17 protein-coding genes are annotated in these 15,710 nt (G+C 71.4%); 10 read left to right on the plus strand and 7 right to left on the minus strand.

Annotated elements, in window-relative coordinates; all coding sequences use genetic code 11:
* Positions 1 to 64 precede the first annotated feature (64 nt).
* Positions 65 to 1,474, plus strand: a complete 1,410-nt coding sequence (locus AB0J76_RS02465; protein ID WP_352319088.1) for an MFS transporter — start codon at positions 65 to 67, stop codon at positions 1,472 to 1,474.
* Positions 1,475 to 1,739: 265 nt separating this feature from the next.
* Here the strand turns inward: AB0J76_RS02465 and AB0J76_RS02470 are convergent, their stop codons facing one another.
* On the minus strand, positions 1,740 to 1,964 hold the full coding sequence (locus AB0J76_RS02470; RefSeq protein WP_352319089.1) for a DUF397 domain-containing protein: 225 nt from the start codon (positions 1,962 to 1,964) through the stop codon (positions 1,740 to 1,742).
* A 56-nt stretch (positions 1,965 to 2,020) separates the two neighbouring features.
* Positions 2,021 to 2,884 (minus strand): helix-turn-helix transcriptional regulator, encoded by an 864-nt coding sequence (locus AB0J76_RS02475; RefSeq protein WP_352319091.1) that lies wholly within the window; start codon positions 2,882 to 2,884, stop codon positions 2,021 to 2,023.
* Between the two features lie 669 nt (positions 2,885 to 3,553).
* Here AB0J76_RS02475 and AB0J76_RS02480 point away from each other — a divergent pair.
* The 6 genes from AB0J76_RS02480 to AB0J76_RS02505 all read left to right on the plus strand — a co-directional run bounded on the left by AB0J76_RS02480 (position 3,554) and on the right by AB0J76_RS02505 (position 9,190).
* Positions 3,554 to 3,769 (plus strand): hypothetical protein, encoded by a 216-nt coding sequence (locus AB0J76_RS02480; RefSeq protein ID WP_352319093.1) that lies wholly within the window; start codon positions 3,554 to 3,556, stop codon positions 3,767 to 3,769.
* 1 nt (position 3,770) lies between these two features.
* Positions 3,771 to 4,421, plus strand: coding sequence for a hypothetical protein (locus tag AB0J76_RS02485; RefSeq protein WP_352319095.1), 651 nt, complete (start codon positions 3,771 to 3,773; stop codon positions 4,419 to 4,421).
* A gap of 119 nt (positions 4,422 to 4,540) precedes the next feature.
* On the plus strand, positions 4,541 to 6,766 hold the full coding sequence (locus AB0J76_RS02490; RefSeq protein ID WP_352319097.1) for a molybdopterin-dependent oxidoreductase: 2,226 nt from the start codon (positions 4,541 to 4,543) through the stop codon (positions 6,764 to 6,766).
* Position 6,767: 1 nt separating this feature from the next.
* Positions 6,768 to 7,379, plus strand: a complete 612-nt coding sequence (locus AB0J76_RS02495; RefSeq protein ID WP_352319099.1) for an HD domain-containing protein — start codon at positions 6,768 to 6,770, stop codon at positions 7,377 to 7,379.
* A gap of 120 nt (positions 7,380 to 7,499) precedes the next feature.
* A complete protein-coding gene (locus tag AB0J76_RS02500) occupies positions 7,500 to 8,321 on the plus strand; it encodes a Rieske 2Fe-2S domain-containing protein (RefSeq protein WP_352319100.1) in 822 nt (273 codons plus the stop codon).
* Between the two features lie 29 nt (positions 8,322 to 8,350).
* Positions 8,351 to 9,190: an NAD(P)H-binding protein gene (locus tag AB0J76_RS02505; protein ID WP_352319102.1), complete on the plus strand. Its 840-nt coding sequence runs from the start codon at positions 8,351 to 8,353 to the stop codon at positions 9,188 to 9,190.
* On the opposite strand, the gene AB0J76_RS02510 is transcribed toward AB0J76_RS02505, so the two are convergent.
* From AB0J76_RS02510 to AB0J76_RS02520, 3 genes are all read right to left on the minus strand, one after another.
* A complete protein-coding gene (locus tag AB0J76_RS02510) occupies positions 9,187 to 9,417 on the minus strand; it encodes a hypothetical protein (RefSeq protein ID WP_352319104.1) in 231 nt (76 codons plus the stop codon). The genes AB0J76_RS02505 and AB0J76_RS02510 overlap by 4 nt on opposite strands.
* Before the next feature lie 51 nt (positions 9,418 to 9,468).
* Entirely contained in the window at positions 9,469 to 10,395 is a 927-nt protein-coding gene (locus AB0J76_RS02515) for an SPFH domain-containing protein (protein ID WP_352319105.1), read from the minus strand.
* Positions 10,396 to 10,490: 95 nt separating this feature from the next.
* Positions 10,491 to 11,279, minus strand: a complete 789-nt coding sequence (locus tag AB0J76_RS02520; protein WP_352319106.1) for an ABC transporter ATP-binding protein — start codon at positions 11,277 to 11,279, stop codon at positions 10,491 to 10,493.
* 89 nt (positions 11,280 to 11,368) lie between these two features.
* On the opposite strand from AB0J76_RS02520, the gene AB0J76_RS02525 reads away from it, so the two are divergent.
* Positions 11,369 to 12,085 carry a hypothetical protein gene (locus AB0J76_RS02525; protein ID WP_352319108.1) on the plus strand — a complete coding sequence of 239 codons (717 nt, stop codon included), beginning with the start codon at positions 11,369 to 11,371 and terminating at the stop codon, positions 12,083 to 12,085.
* A gap of 36 nt (positions 12,086 to 12,121) precedes the next feature.
* Here AB0J76_RS02525 and AB0J76_RS02530 read toward each other — a convergent pair whose 3' ends face one another.
* Positions 12,122 to 12,745, minus strand: a complete 624-nt coding sequence (locus AB0J76_RS02530) for a response regulator transcription factor (RefSeq protein WP_352319110.1) — start codon at positions 12,743 to 12,745, stop codon at positions 12,122 to 12,124.
* Positions 12,742 to 13,860 (minus strand): GAF domain-containing sensor histidine kinase, encoded by a 1,119-nt coding sequence (locus AB0J76_RS02535; RefSeq protein ID WP_352319112.1) that lies wholly within the window; start codon positions 13,858 to 13,860, stop codon positions 12,742 to 12,744. The genes AB0J76_RS02530 and AB0J76_RS02535 overlap by 4 nt, the downstream gene beginning before the upstream one ends.
* A gap of 112 nt (positions 13,861 to 13,972) precedes the next feature.
* On the opposite strand from AB0J76_RS02535, the gene AB0J76_RS02540 reads away from it, so the two are divergent.
* Positions 13,973 to 14,629, plus strand: coding sequence for an SDR family oxidoreductase (locus tag AB0J76_RS02540; RefSeq protein WP_352319114.1), 657 nt, complete (start codon positions 13,973 to 13,975; stop codon positions 14,627 to 14,629).
* Positions 14,626 to 15,636: an S-adenosylmethionine:tRNA ribosyltransferase-isomerase gene (locus AB0J76_RS02545; RefSeq protein WP_352319116.1), complete on the plus strand. Its 1,011-nt coding sequence runs from the start codon at positions 14,626 to 14,628 to the stop codon at positions 15,634 to 15,636. Before AB0J76_RS02540 ends, AB0J76_RS02545 begins: the two co-directional genes overlap by 4 nt.
* Positions 15,637 to 15,710: the final 74 nt, after the last annotated feature.

A 15,710-nucleotide genomic window follows, 5' to 3' on the forward strand; every position in this document is an offset into this window, starting at 1 on the left:
GCCGCCAATACCAGTATAAAGGGACTCTCGTTACTGGTATCGGATTCGCTAAATAATGAAACACATGACCGAATCCGCCACTGTCACCACTCCTGTCCAGGTCACCCCACCGGACAGGGCCAAGGCCAGCGGTCTGCTCCTCGCAGTGATCCTCGTCGGGCAGTTCCTGGCCATCCTCAACGTCAACATCGTCAACGTGGCCACCCCGACCATCGAGGCGGACCTGCACTCCTCCGGCGCGGGGCTGCAGATGATCGTCGCCGGTTACACCATTGTCTATGCCGTCCTTTTGATCACCGGCGCCCGGATCGGCGACCTCTTCGGCTACCGCAACGCCTTCCTCGGCGGTCTGGCCGTGTTCACCCTCACCACGCTCGGCGCCGGCCTCGCGCCCTCGACGGGCTGGCTGATCGGCTTCCGCCTCGCCCAGGGCGCCGGCGCGGCCCTGATGATGCCGCAGGTGCTGACCCTGATCCAGCGCAACTACCAGGGCGCGGCCCGCGGACGGGCGATCGGGCTCTGGTCACTGGTGATCAGCGGCGGCATCGTCGTGGGCCAGGCGCTCGGCGGCATCCTGCTCGGTTTCGGAGCCGGCTGGCGGGTGGTGTTCCTGGTGCTCGTGCCGGTCGGGGCGGTGCTGCTCGGCATCGGGTTCCGCGCCCTGCCCGCCGACGAGGGCGGCGGCAGGACCGGGCTCGACCCGTGGGGCCTGGTGACCCTGTCGGCGGCCGTGCTGCTGTTCGTGGTGCCGCTGGTGCTCGGACGTGACCTGGGCTGGCCCGTCTGGGGCTGGGTCTCGATGGGGCTCAGCGTCGTGATGTTCGTGGCGTTCGTCCGGGTCGAGCGCTGGGTGACAGGCCGGGGCGGGCGTCCGCTGGTGGACGCCAAGGTGCTGGCCGCGCCGGGCATGCGTCCCGGCCTGGCGATCCTGCTGTTCGGCCCGGCGACGTGGGGCGCGTTCCTGTTCACCTCGGCCCTGCACCTGCAGGGCGACCTGCACCTCTCCCCGCTCGGCTCGGGCATGATGCTGGTGCCGTGCGCGCTCGCCTTCGGCCTCGTCGGCCTGCTGTGGCCGCGGCTGCCCGCGGGGCTGCAGCGCCCGCTCGTCCCGGTCGGCTACGTGGTGGCCGCGCCCGCCTACCTCGGCCTCGGCCTCGCCGCCGACGGCGGCGTCCTGTACGCGGTCATGAGCGCCCTCATCGGCGCCGGGCTCGGCGTGCAGGTGGCGGTGACCAACATGGCGACCGAGCAGGTCGACGGCGCGTACGCGGCGGACGCGAGCGGCGCGCTGCTCACCGTGATGCAACTCGGCCAGGTCATCGGCGTCTCGACCGTGGGCACCCTGTTCATCTCACTGAGCCAGGGCCACGGCACCGTCTCGGCCTCCCTCATGGCCGCCGTCGCGATGGCGGCCCTGGCCGTCCTGGCGGGCCTGAGCAGCCTCTTCCTGATCCGCCGCCGCGCCAGGCGCTGACCGCCGGACCGGTGCACGGGCGTACGCGATGCTTCGGGGCTCCTGGCCGATGGAGGGAGGGGCCCTGGGGCTTGGCGACGCAAGGGGCCAGGGCCGTTCGTCACCTCGGGCGGGCACAGACCTTGATCACCCGGGTGGTCCTCATGCGATGATGTAGGCGTCTTCACTGCTCACAAGCTGGGCGACCGAAGTACGGTCGTGGCCGATGCGGCCTCGTCCGGAGCGGCCCTGAGAGGTTGTGCCACCAACTCGCCAGGGCCGCTTTTCACACGCCGGCGGCCAGGGAGTCCAGGTCGAACTCACCGTCGCGCACGCCGGCCGTGAAGGCGGCCCACTCGGACGGCGTGAAGACGAGCACCGGGCCGTCCTGCACCTTGCTGTCCCGCAGGGCGACGTTGCCGTCGCCCAGAGGTGCGACCTCGACGCAAGAAGACGCTCCGTTGCAGAAGCTGCTCTTCCGCCAGGCCCGGATCGTAGTAGTGGTGTGCATTTTCTCCCCAAAAGGTATAGGCAGGCCCCATTGCCCGCCTACTGGGACCGCGTGCTCTAGCGCCGCCACAACATGGCTTTGCGTTGGATGAGTACGCGGGATTCGTCCTCGTCGAGTGCCTCTGCCCACATGTGGTCAAAAGCGTTCTCATAGCCGGCGACTCGTTCGAGGTCCTCTACGAAGTGAGCAGTGTACAAGTGCTCCAAATAGACGACATCGTCGAAACCGGTGAACTTCAGGTGAATGAACGCCCCGGTATTGACCGGATGGAGCGAGTCCAGCGGCAACACCCGGACGTTGACGTGCGGCAACAGGGAGACCTCGATGAGGTGTTCCATCTGCTCCCGCATGACCGAGGGCTCCCCGAAGCGCCGCATCAGCACCGCTTCGTCGAGCACCACGTTGAGGCGGCAGGGATCGGGCCGGTGCAGAACCCGTTGCTGACGGTCGAGGCGGGCCTCGACGCGACTGCGCACGCCGCTGTGCGTGATCCGGACGATTCCGCGCGCGGAGAGGATGACCTCTCGCGCGTAGTCCTCGGTCTGGAGGAGACCGGACACCAACTGGGGTTCCCAGTTGCGCTGAACCGTCGCCTCCGCCTCCAGCCCGAGAAGCCTGATGTACTCCTCGGGAAGGGAGTCTTCATAATCTTCCCACCACCCGCGCTGCTCCGCATCTCGCAGGAGGCCGAAGAGTTCGTCAAGTCTGTCGCCGTCGAGGCTGTAGAGCTCGCCCAACGCCTTGATGTCGGCGGCGCTCGGCATGGTCTTCGCGGCTTCGATGCGGCTGACCTTGCTGGCCGACCAGCCGAGCTCGCGCGCCGCCCGGGCCCCGGTGAACTTCCGTCGTTCGCGAAGGAGGCGCAACTCCTGGCCTAGGCGGAGCCTGCGCACTGTCGGACTGCCCTGCTGCGATGGCACCGTCCACTCTCCTTGTCGGGAATGAAGGTGTGGCGGGAACGGATCGTTTGGCAACCCGGTTTGTGGGCCGTTCACTCAATCTTACACTGCAACTTGCACGAACTCTGCCGCATGGGGTTGCCCGAAGGCTTTCACGGAGAGAGCGTGGGAGCAAGACAAGGCTTCACGTAGGCATAGAGGTCGGGGGGAGGATTTACGGCCGTCCCGGACGTCTCATATACACCTGACAGAACGCATGCAAGTTGCACGGCAACTGGAACAGCAACCTGCGAAGAAACTTAATTCTTCCCTTGCTCGATGTATTGCAGCATCTCCGTACGCGGAGGACGATCGAGCCAGGAGGGTTCTCGACCGACGAGGGGAGGCCGGGATGACGAAACGGCCCCGCGCGTCGGGCTCTCCGCTCACGATCGGGCGCCCGCGACAGGGCCGCCTCACCGGCAACGGAGCCGTCCCGGATACGAATGTCCGCCCAAGGGAGGCCGCTTGCCGGAAGGACCGTCCCATCACCTGAAAAGCGTGTCGCTCATCGGAGCACGAAAGAAATTGCCGGGCCGAGACCGGATCCGCGTTCGCCGCATATGGGCTGCCACCCTGCGGCGGGACGGGGACCCGACCTGCGACCCGGCGAAGAAGCCACCTCTGGAAATGCCGCGAAAGGGGTCTTCTATGTACTCACAAGGTACCAAGGGGCTCGGCCGAATCAAGACCCGGATCCGGGATCTGATCGCATGGGCGGACCGCGAGATCTGCATGGAGCCGGACGAGTTCGCCATCTACCGGGGCTGGACGGTCACCAGGACGGGCTTCGGCGCCCGCGCCTACCGCGACCCGCGCTTCGACCAGCTCACGGTGACGTCACGGGTGCCCGAGGAGGTGTCCTGACGTGCCGAGGAACCCGCGCAACCAGATCTACCCGGCCGTCGAGGACCTTCCGGGCGCGGGCGGTGGGGGCCCGCTGACGCGGATCTGGCGCGTCCGCAGCGAGCTCATGGTGCTCGGGGCGCTGGGGCTGCTGGTCCTGGCCCTGCTGGGCGCCGCGCGGGACGGCCACTGGGTGCCGTTCGTCCTGCTGAGCAGCGCCGTCTCGGTGCCCGCCGTCACCAGGACCGGCCGCAACTGGGCCCTGGCCCACTTCTGGTGCGTGGTCTCCCGCCACCGCCTGCAGCGGGTCTGCCTGGAGACGACCATGCACACCCGGTCGGGACGGATCCCGCTGGTGCTCTGGATCACCCCCTCGGCCAGGGGCGAGAAGGCGCTGGTCATGACGCGGGCGGGCATCTCGGCCGAGGAGTTCGACGCCTACGCCGCGGAGATCGCGGCAGCCTGCTGGGCCAGGAGCGCCACCGTCCACCGGCACCGCGACCGGGCCCACCTGCTGCTGGTGGAGATCGTCCGGCGGGACGAGTTGCCCGGCGTGACCGCTCCCGGCCTGGAACGCCTGTACGGCCGCCATTCCTGGACGCCGCTGCGGTCCGACCTGGAGGAGCCGCACGATCTGCGCACGCCGCTGGCGTTGCCGCAGGTCGTCCGATGACCTAGGGAAAGCGGGACATCTCCCTAGGAACGGCCCCGGGGACCGCGGGGGCTCCCGGGGCTTCCCCCTGCGGACGGGACGGGCCAAGATGAGTTCACCTGGCGAACTCAGGAGTCGCGATGACCTCGACCGTCCACCGCACCTGTCCCCTCTGCGAGGCCGTCTGCGGCCTGACGCTCACCCTCGACGACGGCGGCCACGTCACCGGCGTCCGCGGCGACCGGGACGACCCCTTCAGCAAGGGGTTCATCTGCCCCAAGGGCGCGAGCCTGGGCCGCCTCGACGAGGACCCCGACCGCCTGCGCAAGCCGCTGATCCGCGAGGGCGACCAGTGGCGCGAGGCGAGCTGGGAGGAGGCGTTCGAGGCCGTCGGGCAGGGCCTGGCCCGCGTCACCGAGCGGTACGGACGCCGGTCGGTGGCGGTCTACCTGGGCAACCCCAACGCCCACACGATGGCCGGCGGCCTCTACGCCGGGCCGCTGATCAAGGCGCTCGGCACCCGGAACGTCTTCACCGCCGCGACCGCCGACCAGATGCCCAAGCACGTCGCCAGCGGCCTGATGTTCGGCCACCCGCTGGCCGTCCCGGTCCCCGACCTGGACCGGACCGACTTCCTGCTGATGCTGGGCGCCAACCCGCTGGAGTCGAACGGCTCGCTGTGCACCGCCCCCGACTTCCCCGGCCGGCTCAAGGCCCTGCGCCGGCGCGGCGGCAGGCTCGTCGTGGTGGACCCGCGCCGCACCAGGACGGCGGCGCTGGCCGACGAGCACGTGTTCGTCCGGCCGGGCTCGGACGCGTACCTGCTGTTCGGGATCGTGCACACGCTGTTCGCCGAGGACCTTGCCAGGCCGTGGCACGAGGTCAACGGGCTGGCCGAGGTGCGCGAGGCGGCCAAGCACTTCCCGCCGGAGGCGGTCTCCCGGCGTACCGGCGTGCCGGCCGCGACGATCGTCCGGCTGGCCAGGGAGCTGGCCGGCGCGCGGACGGCCGCCGTGTACGCCCGGATGGGCACCTGCACGGCCGAGTTCGGCACGCTGGCCCAGTGGCTCGTGGACGTGCTCAACGTGCTCACCGGCAACCTCGACCGGCCCGGCGGGGCCATGTTCCCCAAGCCGGCGACCGAGTTCGGGGCGCGGCGGCGGCCGTACGCGACAGGGCGGTGGCGCAGCCGGGTGCGGGGGCTGCCCGAGTCCAACGGCGAGCTGCCCGTGGCCACGCTGGCCGACGAGATCGAGACGCCGGGCGAGGGCCAGGTCAGGATGCTGGTCACGATCGCGGGCAACCCGGTGTTGTCCGCGCCGCACGGCGACCGGCTGGCGGCGGCCTTCGCCGGGCTCGACTTCATGGTGAGCGTCGATCCGTACCTGAACGAGACCACCCGGCACGCGCACGTGATCCTGCCGCCGCCGCGCGTGCTGCAGTCGGGCCACTACGACTTCGCGCTGCTCGGGTTCGCCGTACGCAACTACGCCCGTTACTCGCGCCCCGCGCTGCCGCTGGACGGACGGCCCAGCGAGGCCCGGATCCTGGCCAGGCTGGCCGTGATCGCGTCCGGCATGGAAGGGCCGGGAGGGCCGGACGGGCCGGACGGGCCGGAGGCGGCCCTGGACGAGTTCCTGATCGGCGAGATGCTGCGCAAGGCCGTGCAGACGCCCGGCTCCGGCGTCGAGGGGCACGACGTGGCCGCGCTGCGGGCCGCGCTGGAGGGCGAGACGGGCGCCGAGCGCAGGCTGGACCTCATGCTCCGGCTCGGCCCGTACGGCGAGTGGGCCGGCAAGGGCGACCTGTCGCTGCGCAAGCTGCTCGACCACCCGCACGGCCTGGACCTCGGCGCGCTGGAGCCCCGGCTGCCCGAGGTGCTGAAGACCGCCTCCGGCGTGATCGAGCTGGCCCCGCCGCAGCTCGTCGAGGACGTCGAGCGCCTGCGCGGCAGGCTGGCGGAGGAGCCGCCGGACATGGTGCTGATCGGTCGGCGCCACCTGCGCTCCAACAACAGCTGGCTGCACAACGTGGGCCCGCTGGTCGGCGGCACCAACACCTGCACGCTCCAGATCAACCCCGCCGACGTGGCCAGGCTCGGCCTGGATGGCCAGGCCGTGGTCACCTCGGCCACCGGAAGTCTCACGGTGACGCTGGAGCCCACCGACACGATCATGCCGGGCGTGGTCAGCCTGCCGCACGGCTGGGGGCACGCGGGCAGCACGCAGCAGGTGGCGGCCCAACACGCCGGTGTCAACACGAACGTGCTGACGGACGAATCCGCCCTGGATATCCCAAGTGGTAACGCAGTGTTCAACGGAGTTCCGGTCACGATTTCACCAACCGGGGTGATCACCGCACATTAGGGTGTCGCGCGTGACTATCGCGCCAGAAGAGGACCGCCTGTACGCCCAGATCGCGTTCGCCGTCGAGATCGACAAGTTGAAGCGGATCATCCGCCGCAACCATCTGATCGACGGGTCGCGGCGGGAGAACTCCGCCGAGCACTCCTGGTACGTGGGCACGCTGGCGATGGTCCTCGGCGAGCACGCCCCGCCCGGAACGGACCTCCAGCGGGTGGTGGCGATGTTACTCGTGCACGACCTGGTCGAGATCGACGCCGGCGACACCTTCGTCTACGACCACGTGGCGGTCGCCGCCCAGGCCGCCGCCGAGACCGCCGCGGCCGACCGCATCTTCGGCCTGCTCCCCGCGGAGCAGGGCGCCCGGCTGCGCGAGCTCTGGGACGAGTTCGAGGCCAGGCAGACGCCGGAGGCCAGGTTCGCCAAGGCGCTCGACCGGTTCGCGCCGATCCTGGCCAACCACCACACCGAGGGCGGCACCTGGCCGCTGTTCAAGGTGACGGCCGGCGAGGTCAGGGAGAAGGTGCGGATCATCCAGGAGGGGTCGGCCTCCCTCGGCGCGTACGCGCTGGAGCTGGTAGAACTCTCCGTGGCCAGGGGACACCTCTCCGAGTGATCCCGTCTAGGCCGGGGTAGGGGACTTGTCGTGAAAGAGACAGTGCGAGCGAGACGTCGGCAATTGCGGGGTTTCGTCGGTCCGGTTGACCTCGCCGATCGACTCGAGAAGTCGAAGGCGATGGACAAACCGATCCGGGGGCTGGCCAAGGTCGTACGCGAGCGCCTGCGTCAGGGCACTCTGCGCGACCTGCTGCACGGCGTGCCCACGGGGAAACCGCTGCACCCGCCGCTGGCCACGGTCACCCTCGGCTGCTGGTTGTCGGCCGCCGTGCTCGACCTGGCCCACGCCGACCCCAGGGCGAGCAGGCTGCTCCTGGCCACGGGCATCGCCAACGCGCTGCCCACGGCGGCGGCCGGGCTGACCGACTGGTCCTCGCTCCACCGCGAGCAGCAGCGCGTGGGCTTCGTGCACATGGCGGCCAACATGACCGCCCTGGGCCTGATGTCGGCCTCGCTGGTGGCCCGGCTGCGCGGCGCCGAGCGGGCCGGGCGCGTGTTGTCGTACGTCGGGCTCGGGCTGGGCGGGCTGGGCGGCTACCTCGGCGGCCACATGGCCTACCGCCAGGCCGCGGGGGCCAACCACGCGCCGCAGGTCGCCCATCTCGTACCGCTGGGCTGGCACGACCTGTGCCCGCTCAAGGACCTGCCCGACGGCAGGCCGGTCGCCCGCCGGCTCGGCTACATCCAGCTCTTCGTGCTGCGCCAGGGCGACGGGGTGACCGTGCTGGCCGACCGCTGCCCGCACCTGGCGGGCCCCCTGCACCAGGGCCGGCTGGTCATGGAGGACGGCGAGGCGTGCGTGGTCTGCCCCTGGCACAGCAGCACGTTCCGGCTGGCCGACGGCTCGGTGAAGCACGGTCCCGCGACCGCGCCCGCGCCCATGTTCGAGACCCGCATCCGCCGCGACGGCACGATCCAGGTACGGCCGGGGTTGACCTGAACTTAACTTGAGGTCCTACCGTCGGGGCCATGAGCAAGATTCTGGTGACCGGCGCGACCGGCAATGTGGGCAAACATGTGGTCTCCCAGCTCGCGGAGGCGGGCCTGGACGTGCGGGCGCTGGTCAGGAACCCCGACAAGGCCCGGCTCCCCGAGGGCGTGGAGGCCGTGCGCGGCGACCTGACCGTGCCCGAGACCCTTGAACCGGCGCTGCGGGACGTCGAGAGCGTCTTCCTGCTGTGGCCCGGCTACTCCGAGGCGGCGACCGCGGGCGCGGTGACGGCCCTCGCCCGGCACGCCCGCCGCGTGGTCTACCTGTCCGCCGACGTCGAGGACCTGGCCGACGGCGAGGAGCCGACGCTGTTCCACCAGAGCGTCGAACGGCTGATCCGGCATTCCGGCCTGGCCTGGACGTTCCTGCGGCCCGGCGGCTTCGCCGCCAACACGCTGGGCTGGGCCGCCCAGATCCGGCAGGGAGTCGTGCGCTGGCCGTTCGGGCAGGCGGTCAGGGCGCTGATCCACGAGAAGGACATCGCCGCGGTGGCCACGCACGTGCTCACCTCGGCCGGCCACACGGGCGGCAGGTACGTGCTCTCCGGCCCCGAGCAGCTCACCCAGGCCGAGCAGGTGCGGATCATCGGCGAGGTGGCCGGGCACGAGGTGCGCTGGGAGGAGCAGCCGCTGGACGAGGCCCGCGCGCACCTGACGGCCGCCTGGGGCGATCCCGGGTTCGTGGAGGCCGCGCTGAAGGGCTGGGGGGCGGCGGTGGACAACCCGGAGCGGGTGACCGACACGGTGGAGCGGCTGCTCGGCCGGCCCGCGCTGACCTTCCGCCAGTGGGCCGAGGACCACGTGGCGGACTTCCGCTAGTCGTCCCCGGCGGCCTCGTCGGCCGGATGCTCCACGAGGGCGAGGATCCGGCTGGACATGAATCGGGCCGTGCGTACCGGCGTGCCGCTCCGGGTGACCTCGCTCACCTCCACCAGCCCGCGCCGGTTGGCCACCTCGACGCGCCGGCCCGCGCGGGTGGCCGTGACCTCGTAGGTTCGCGGGGAGCCGCCCGCGTCGATGACGATCTCCACCCGATCACCCTTCATGTACTGATTTATACCCACTTAGGCCGGTATTTATCCGTACATGTGTTTGAGTTATTCTTCGGGGTTCTTGGGCGCGGGCGGGGCGAACAGCCCGCCCAGCCCTTCCAGCACCTTGCCCATCTCCGAGGGCACGATCCACACCTTGTTGGCGTCACCCTTGGCGATCTCCGGCAGGGTCTGGAGGTACTGGTAGGCCAGCAGCCGCTGATCGGGTTTGCCGTCGTGGATGGCCTTGAAGACCATGCCGATCGCGTCGGCCTGGCCCTTGGCGCGCATGGCCTGGGCCTCGGCGTCCGCCTGCGCCCGCAGCACGGCGGCCTCCGCCTCGCCCCTGGCGCGCAGCACGGCCGCCTGCTTGTCGCCCTCGGCGGCCAGGATCGCCGCCTGGCGCTGCCCCTCGGCGGCCAGCACGGCGGCGCGCTTGTCCCGGTCGGCGCGCATCTGCTTCTCCATCGAGTCCTGGATGGACACGGGCGGGTCGATGGCCTTCAGCTCGACCCGGTTGACCCGGATGCCCCACTTGCCGGTTGCCTCGTCGAGGCTGCCGCGCAGCTCGGTGTTGATCTCCTCACGCGAGGTCAGCGTGCGTTCCAGGTCCATGCCGCCGACCACGTTGCGCAGCGTGGTGACGGTGAGCTGCTCGACGCCGATCAGGAAGTTCGCGATCTCGTACGTGGCCGCCTTGGGGTTGGTGACCTGGAAGTAGATCACCGTGTCGATCGACACCACCAGGTTGTCGGACGTGATCACCGGCTGCGGTGGGAACGAGACGACCTGTTCCCGCAGGTCGATCAGGTCTTTGATGCGGTCGACGAACGGGACCACCATGTTGAGCCCGGGCGTCAGCGTGCGGTGGTAGCGGCCCAGCCGTTCGATGATGGCCGCCGTGGCCTGCGGGACGATGCGGATGCTGCGGACCACCACGAAACCCATCGCCGCGACCACGACGAGGGCGACGACGAGCTGCTCGGTCGACATGGCGAAGCTCCGGAGTCGAGGGGACCGACTCGGTGCATGATATTTCGTTTCACCTTTAGGCGACCGATATCCGCATAAATGGTGATCCAGTGAGGTCAGTGTGCCCTGGCGTACCAGCGGCCCTCGGCACTCCGGTCGAGCGTCAGCGGCACCCCGAACGTCCGGGAGAGGTTGTCGGCCGTCATCACGTGGTCGAGCGGCCCCTGCGCCACCACCGAACCGTGCCGCAGCAGCAGGCCGTGCGTGAACCCGCTCGGCACCTCCTCGACGTGGTGCGTCACCAGCACCAGCGTCGGCGAGCGGTAGTCGCCGGCCAGCGCCGACAGCCGGCGCACCAGGTCTTCCCTGCCGCCCAGGTCGAGGCCGGCGGCCGGCTCGTCGAGCAGGAGCATCTCGGGGTCGGGCATGAGCGCGCGGGCGATCTGCACCCGCTTGCGCTCCCCCTCCGACAGGGTGCCGAACCGCCGCCTGATCAGGTGGGCCGCGCCCATCATGTCGATCAGCTCGACGGCCCTGGTGACGTCGTTGGAGTCGTACTCCTCCGTCCAGCGGCCCATGATGGCGTACGAGGCGGTCAGGACGAGGTCGATGACCTTCTCCTCCGGCGGGATGCGCTCGGCCAGCGCGGCGCTCGCCAGCCCGATGCGCGGCCGCAGGTCGAACACGTCGGTCTGACCCAGCCGCTCCCCCAGCACCTCGACCACGCCCTCGGTCGGATAGAGCAACGTCGCGGCGACCTGCAACAACGTGGTCTTGCCCGCGCCGTTGGGACCGATGACGACCCAGCGCTCGTCCTCGTTGACCGTCCAGTCGATGCCGCGCAGCAGGGCCGCTCCGTCGCGCCTGACGGCGACGTCCTGGAGCCGCAGCACCTGACCACCCATCCCCGTTCCCTCCTTAGGAGTCACCCTGGGGACCTCTGGAGTCACCCTGGGGACAAACCTATTGCAGGGCGAGCGCTTATCGTGGATCGGTGCACCCTGAATCACCTGTCTGTCCCTCGCTGGTCGCCTGGGGCAACGCGTGGCTCTCCGGTCACGTCGGCCTCGACGAGGCGGCTGACCACGTGGAAGCCGTCGCGGGGCCCGTCGTCGCCGGTGACGTGCCGCTGCGTAAATACCTCGCAAACCTGCGGTCCGACGGTCTGCACGAGTTCCGGCTCGCCCTTCCCGCGCCCGGCGACCCGCTGGGGCTGTCCGGGCCGGCGCCGTTCAACTCCTCCGCCGTGGAGGCCGGGCAGGCCGCCGTCGCCGTGCTGCGCGACCGGCGGCTCGGCCTGGTGCCCGTGCCCGACCGGCGCGGCTCCTCCTACGTGGGGACCCGCCTGGAGGTGCACGACGCCGGGCCGGTACGCCAGGACCTGCCCTCGCTGGCCGAGGCCGAGCACGAGCTGTCGTCGGCCATGCGCGCCGCCACCGAGGCGCTGACTGGCGTCGACGGCCCGGCCCAGGCGCGGCCCGACCGGCCGCAGCGCGGCGGCGAGCTGGCCCCCGGCTACCCGGCCCGCGCCCACCGCGTCTCCACGCTGGCCACCCGGCTGGCCGCCGTCCTCGTCCTGGCCGACGACCGCGGGCTCACCTCGACCCAGGTGGCGGCCAGGGCCACGGCCCTGCGGGAGCTCGACCGGGCGGTCCGCCGCGCCCTGGTGGCCGCCCATCACGCCATCTTCGAGCCGGCACGCCACTCGTAGGCGGCCCGGGGGCCCGACCGGCGAAGGCCGCCGAGGTCAGGCCAGGCCGTGCCGCACGGCGTACAGCGCGGCCTGGGTCCGGTCCTGGACGCCCAGCTTCATCAGCACGTTCGACACATGGGTCTTGACGGTCTTCTCGGCGACGGCGAGGCTGCGCGCGATCTCCCTGTTGGACCGCCCGGCCGCGATCAGGGCGAGCACCTCGCGCTCCCGCTCGGTCAGCGGCGCCGGCCCCGGCACGGCGGCCGCGGGCGCCGGGGCGGCCAGCATCGCCTCGGCCGCCTCCGGCGCGAGCAGCACCTGACCGTTGTGCACCGCGCGCACGGCCTGGACCAGCGCGGACGGATCGACGTCCTTGTAGAGGAAGCCCGCGGCCCCCGCCCGCATCGCCGGGCCGACGTCGGACCGGTCGCTCACGGACGTCAGCACCACCACCCGCGTGGCCGAGCCGGCCAGCCGCTCCAGCGCGCCGAGCCCGTCGAGCACCGGCATCTTCAGGTCGAGCAGCAGCACGTCGGGCCTCAGCTCGCCGACCAGCTCGACGGCCTGCGCGCCGTCGGCCGCCTCGCCGACGACGGTGACGTCGTCCTGGAGGTCGAGGAACGTCCGCAGCCCCTGCCGGACCACCGGATGATCGTCGGCGATCAGCACCCGGATCACACGCCCACCTCCACGCGTACGGTGGTCCCCTGGCCGGGGGCCGAGGAGACCGTCATCGCCCCGCCGACCGACTCCGCCCGGTCGCGCATCGACACCAGGCCCAGGCCGCGCGACTCCCCCTGCTCGAAGCCGTCGCCGTCGTCGTGGACGGTCAGCGCCAGCGCCCCGTCGCCGAGGGCCAGGCGTACGGACACCCGCGAGGCCCCGGAGTGCCTGAGCGCGTTGTGCAGCGCCTCCTGGGCCACCCGCAGCACGGCCACCTCCACCGCCGAGTCGAGCGGCGGCAGCTCGTCGCACTCGAACGTGACCAGCGAGGGGTGGAGCCGGTCGAGCATGCGCACGTGCTTGCGCAGCGTCTCGGCGAGCCCGTGGCGGTCGAGCTCGGCCGGGCGCAGCTCGACGATCACCGCGCGCAGCTCCGACAGCGCCTCCCCGGCCAGGCGCTGGACGCGTTCGAGCTCGGTGTGCGCCTTCTCGGGGGCCTTGTCCAGCATGGTGGCGGCGGCCTGGGCGGTCAGCCGGAGCGAGAACAACTTCTGGGTGACCGCGTCGTGCAGCTCGCGGGCCACCCGGTTGCGCTCCTCCAGCATGGCCAGCTCGCGCCCGCGCTCGTAGAGCCTGGCGTTGGTGAGCGCGATGGCGGCGTGCGCGGCGAACAGCGTCAGCAGCTCCTGGTCCTCCTGCGTGAACCCGCCGGGGGTGCGCTTGTTGGCCAGGAAGATGATGCCGATCACCTGGTCGGCGTCGCGGATCGGGACGCCGAGGAAGTCCTTCATCACCGGGTGCGCCTTCGGCCACCACTCGAACCGCGGGTCCTCCCGCAGGTCGGGCAGCCGGGCCGGGGTGCCTTCGCGGAGCATCGCGCCGAGCATGCCGTGCTGCCTGGGCAGCGGGCCGATGGCCTCCCACTGCTTGTCGGTGATGCCCTCGGCGACGAACTCGGCGAACGAGCCGTCGTCGTCGGGCACGCCGAGCGCGGCGTAGCGGGCGTCGAGGAGGCGCTGCGCCGACCGTACGATGACCTGGAGCACCTCGCGGACCGACAGATGCCGGGTGACCGCGAGCACGGCGGAACTCACCGCCTGCAGGATCTCGTCCCGGTCCGATGAGCTCACGGACCCACTCTAGGGTCCCGCTCCAGGGGCGGAGTCCTAGGACGATGTGCCCAGGCCGGGGCGGGCCCTGCGCCCGATGCCGGCGCGGCGCGCCGATCCTAGCGTCGATGTCATGACGAACACCGCTCTCATCACCGGCGCCTCCCGCGGCCTCGGCCTCGCCCTGGCGAGGTCCCTGGCGGAGGCGGGCTGGTCCCTCGTGCTCACCGCCCGCGGCGCCGACGAGCTGCGCCGGGTCGCCGACGAGCTGGGCGCCACCGCGATCCCCGGCGACGTGACCGACCCGGAGCACGTCGCGCGGCTGGGACGGGCCGTGCCCGAGCTGGACCTCCTGGTCAACAACGCCAGTGACCTCGGGGTGACCCCCCTGCCGCCGCTGGCGGGCTACCCGCTGGAGGCGTTCCGGGTCCTGCTGGAGACGAACGTGACCGCGCCGCTCGCGCTCATCCAGGCCACGCTGCCCGCCCTGCGCGCGGCCGGCGGGGCCGTGGTCAACATCACCTCCGACGCCGCCACCGGCGCCTACCCGGGCTGGGGCGGCTACGGCGCGACCAAGGCCGCCCTGGAGCAGCTGTCGAACGTGCTGGCCGCCGAGGAGCCCGGCCTGCGGGTCTGGTGGGCCGACCCGGGCGAGATGAACACCCGCATGCTCGCCGACGCCGTCGGGGCCGAGGAGGCGTCCGCGGCGACCGACCCCGCCAAGGTGGCCGCGGCGCTGCGCGACCTGGTCACGTCCCGGCCGGCGGGCGGGAAGGTGAGCCTGCAATGACGGCGCTGCTGGACTTCGCGCTGCCCGACGACCTGTCGGCCCACGAGCCGCCCGAGGCGCGCGGGCTGGCCAGGGACGCGGTGCGCCTGATGATCTCGCGCGGCGATGCCGAGCCCGCCCACCACCGGTTCGGGGACCTGCCCGGACTGCTCGACCCCGGCGACCTGATCGTGGTCAACAACTCGGCGACGCTGCCCGCGGCGGTCCGGCTCGACCGGCTCGCCGTGCACTTCTCGACCGCCCGCGAGGACGGCACCTGGCTGGTCGAGCTGCGCCGCAGGACCGCCAAGGCGTCCGAGCCGTACGGCGGCGGGGAGCCGGGCGAGTGGCTGCCGCTGCCCGGCCGGGCCACGCTGCGGCTGATCGAACGGGAGACGCCGCGGCTGTGGCGGGCGCGGCTGGACCGGGACGTGCTGCCGTACCTGCGCGAGCACGGCCGTCCGATCCGCTACTCGTACGTGCCGGCCGACTGGCCCATCGACGCCTACCAGACGGTGTTCGCCACCGTGCCGGGCAGCGCGGAGATGCCGAGCGCGGCCCGGCCGTTCACCTCCGAGCTGGTCACCGCGCTGGTCTCGCGGGGCGTGACGATCGCGCCCGTCACGCTGCACACCGGCGTGGCCTCGCCCGAGAAGGACGAGCGGCCCTACGCCGAGCGGTACGAGGTGCCCGCCGCCACCGCCCGGCTGGTCAACCTGACCCGGCGGAACGGCGGCCGGGTGATCGCCGCGGGGACGACCGTCGTGCGCGCCCTGGAGACCGCCGTGGGCCCGGACGGCCAGGTCGGCGCCGCCTCCGGCTGGACCGGCCACGTCGTCACCCCGGCCGTCGGCGTACGGGCGGTCACCGGGCTCATCACCGGCCTGCACGAACCGCGCTCCAGCCACCTGCTCATGCTGACGGCGATCGCCGGCGAGAAAGCGCTGGCACGCGCGTACGAAGAAGCGCTGCGGAAGGGATATCTGTGGCACGAGTTCGGCGACACGCACTTGATTCTGGATAAATAAGCTTTACATGGATTTTGCCCTCGTGATAGGAACAGCGGACATTTACGGGGGCTTGTTCGTGCGCGTCCCCGTGC

The sequence above is a fragment of the Nonomuraea sp. NPDC049624 genome, from assembly GCF_040675255.1.
GTDB lineage: Bacteria > Actinomycetota > Actinomycetes > Streptosporangiales > Streptosporangiaceae > Nonomuraea.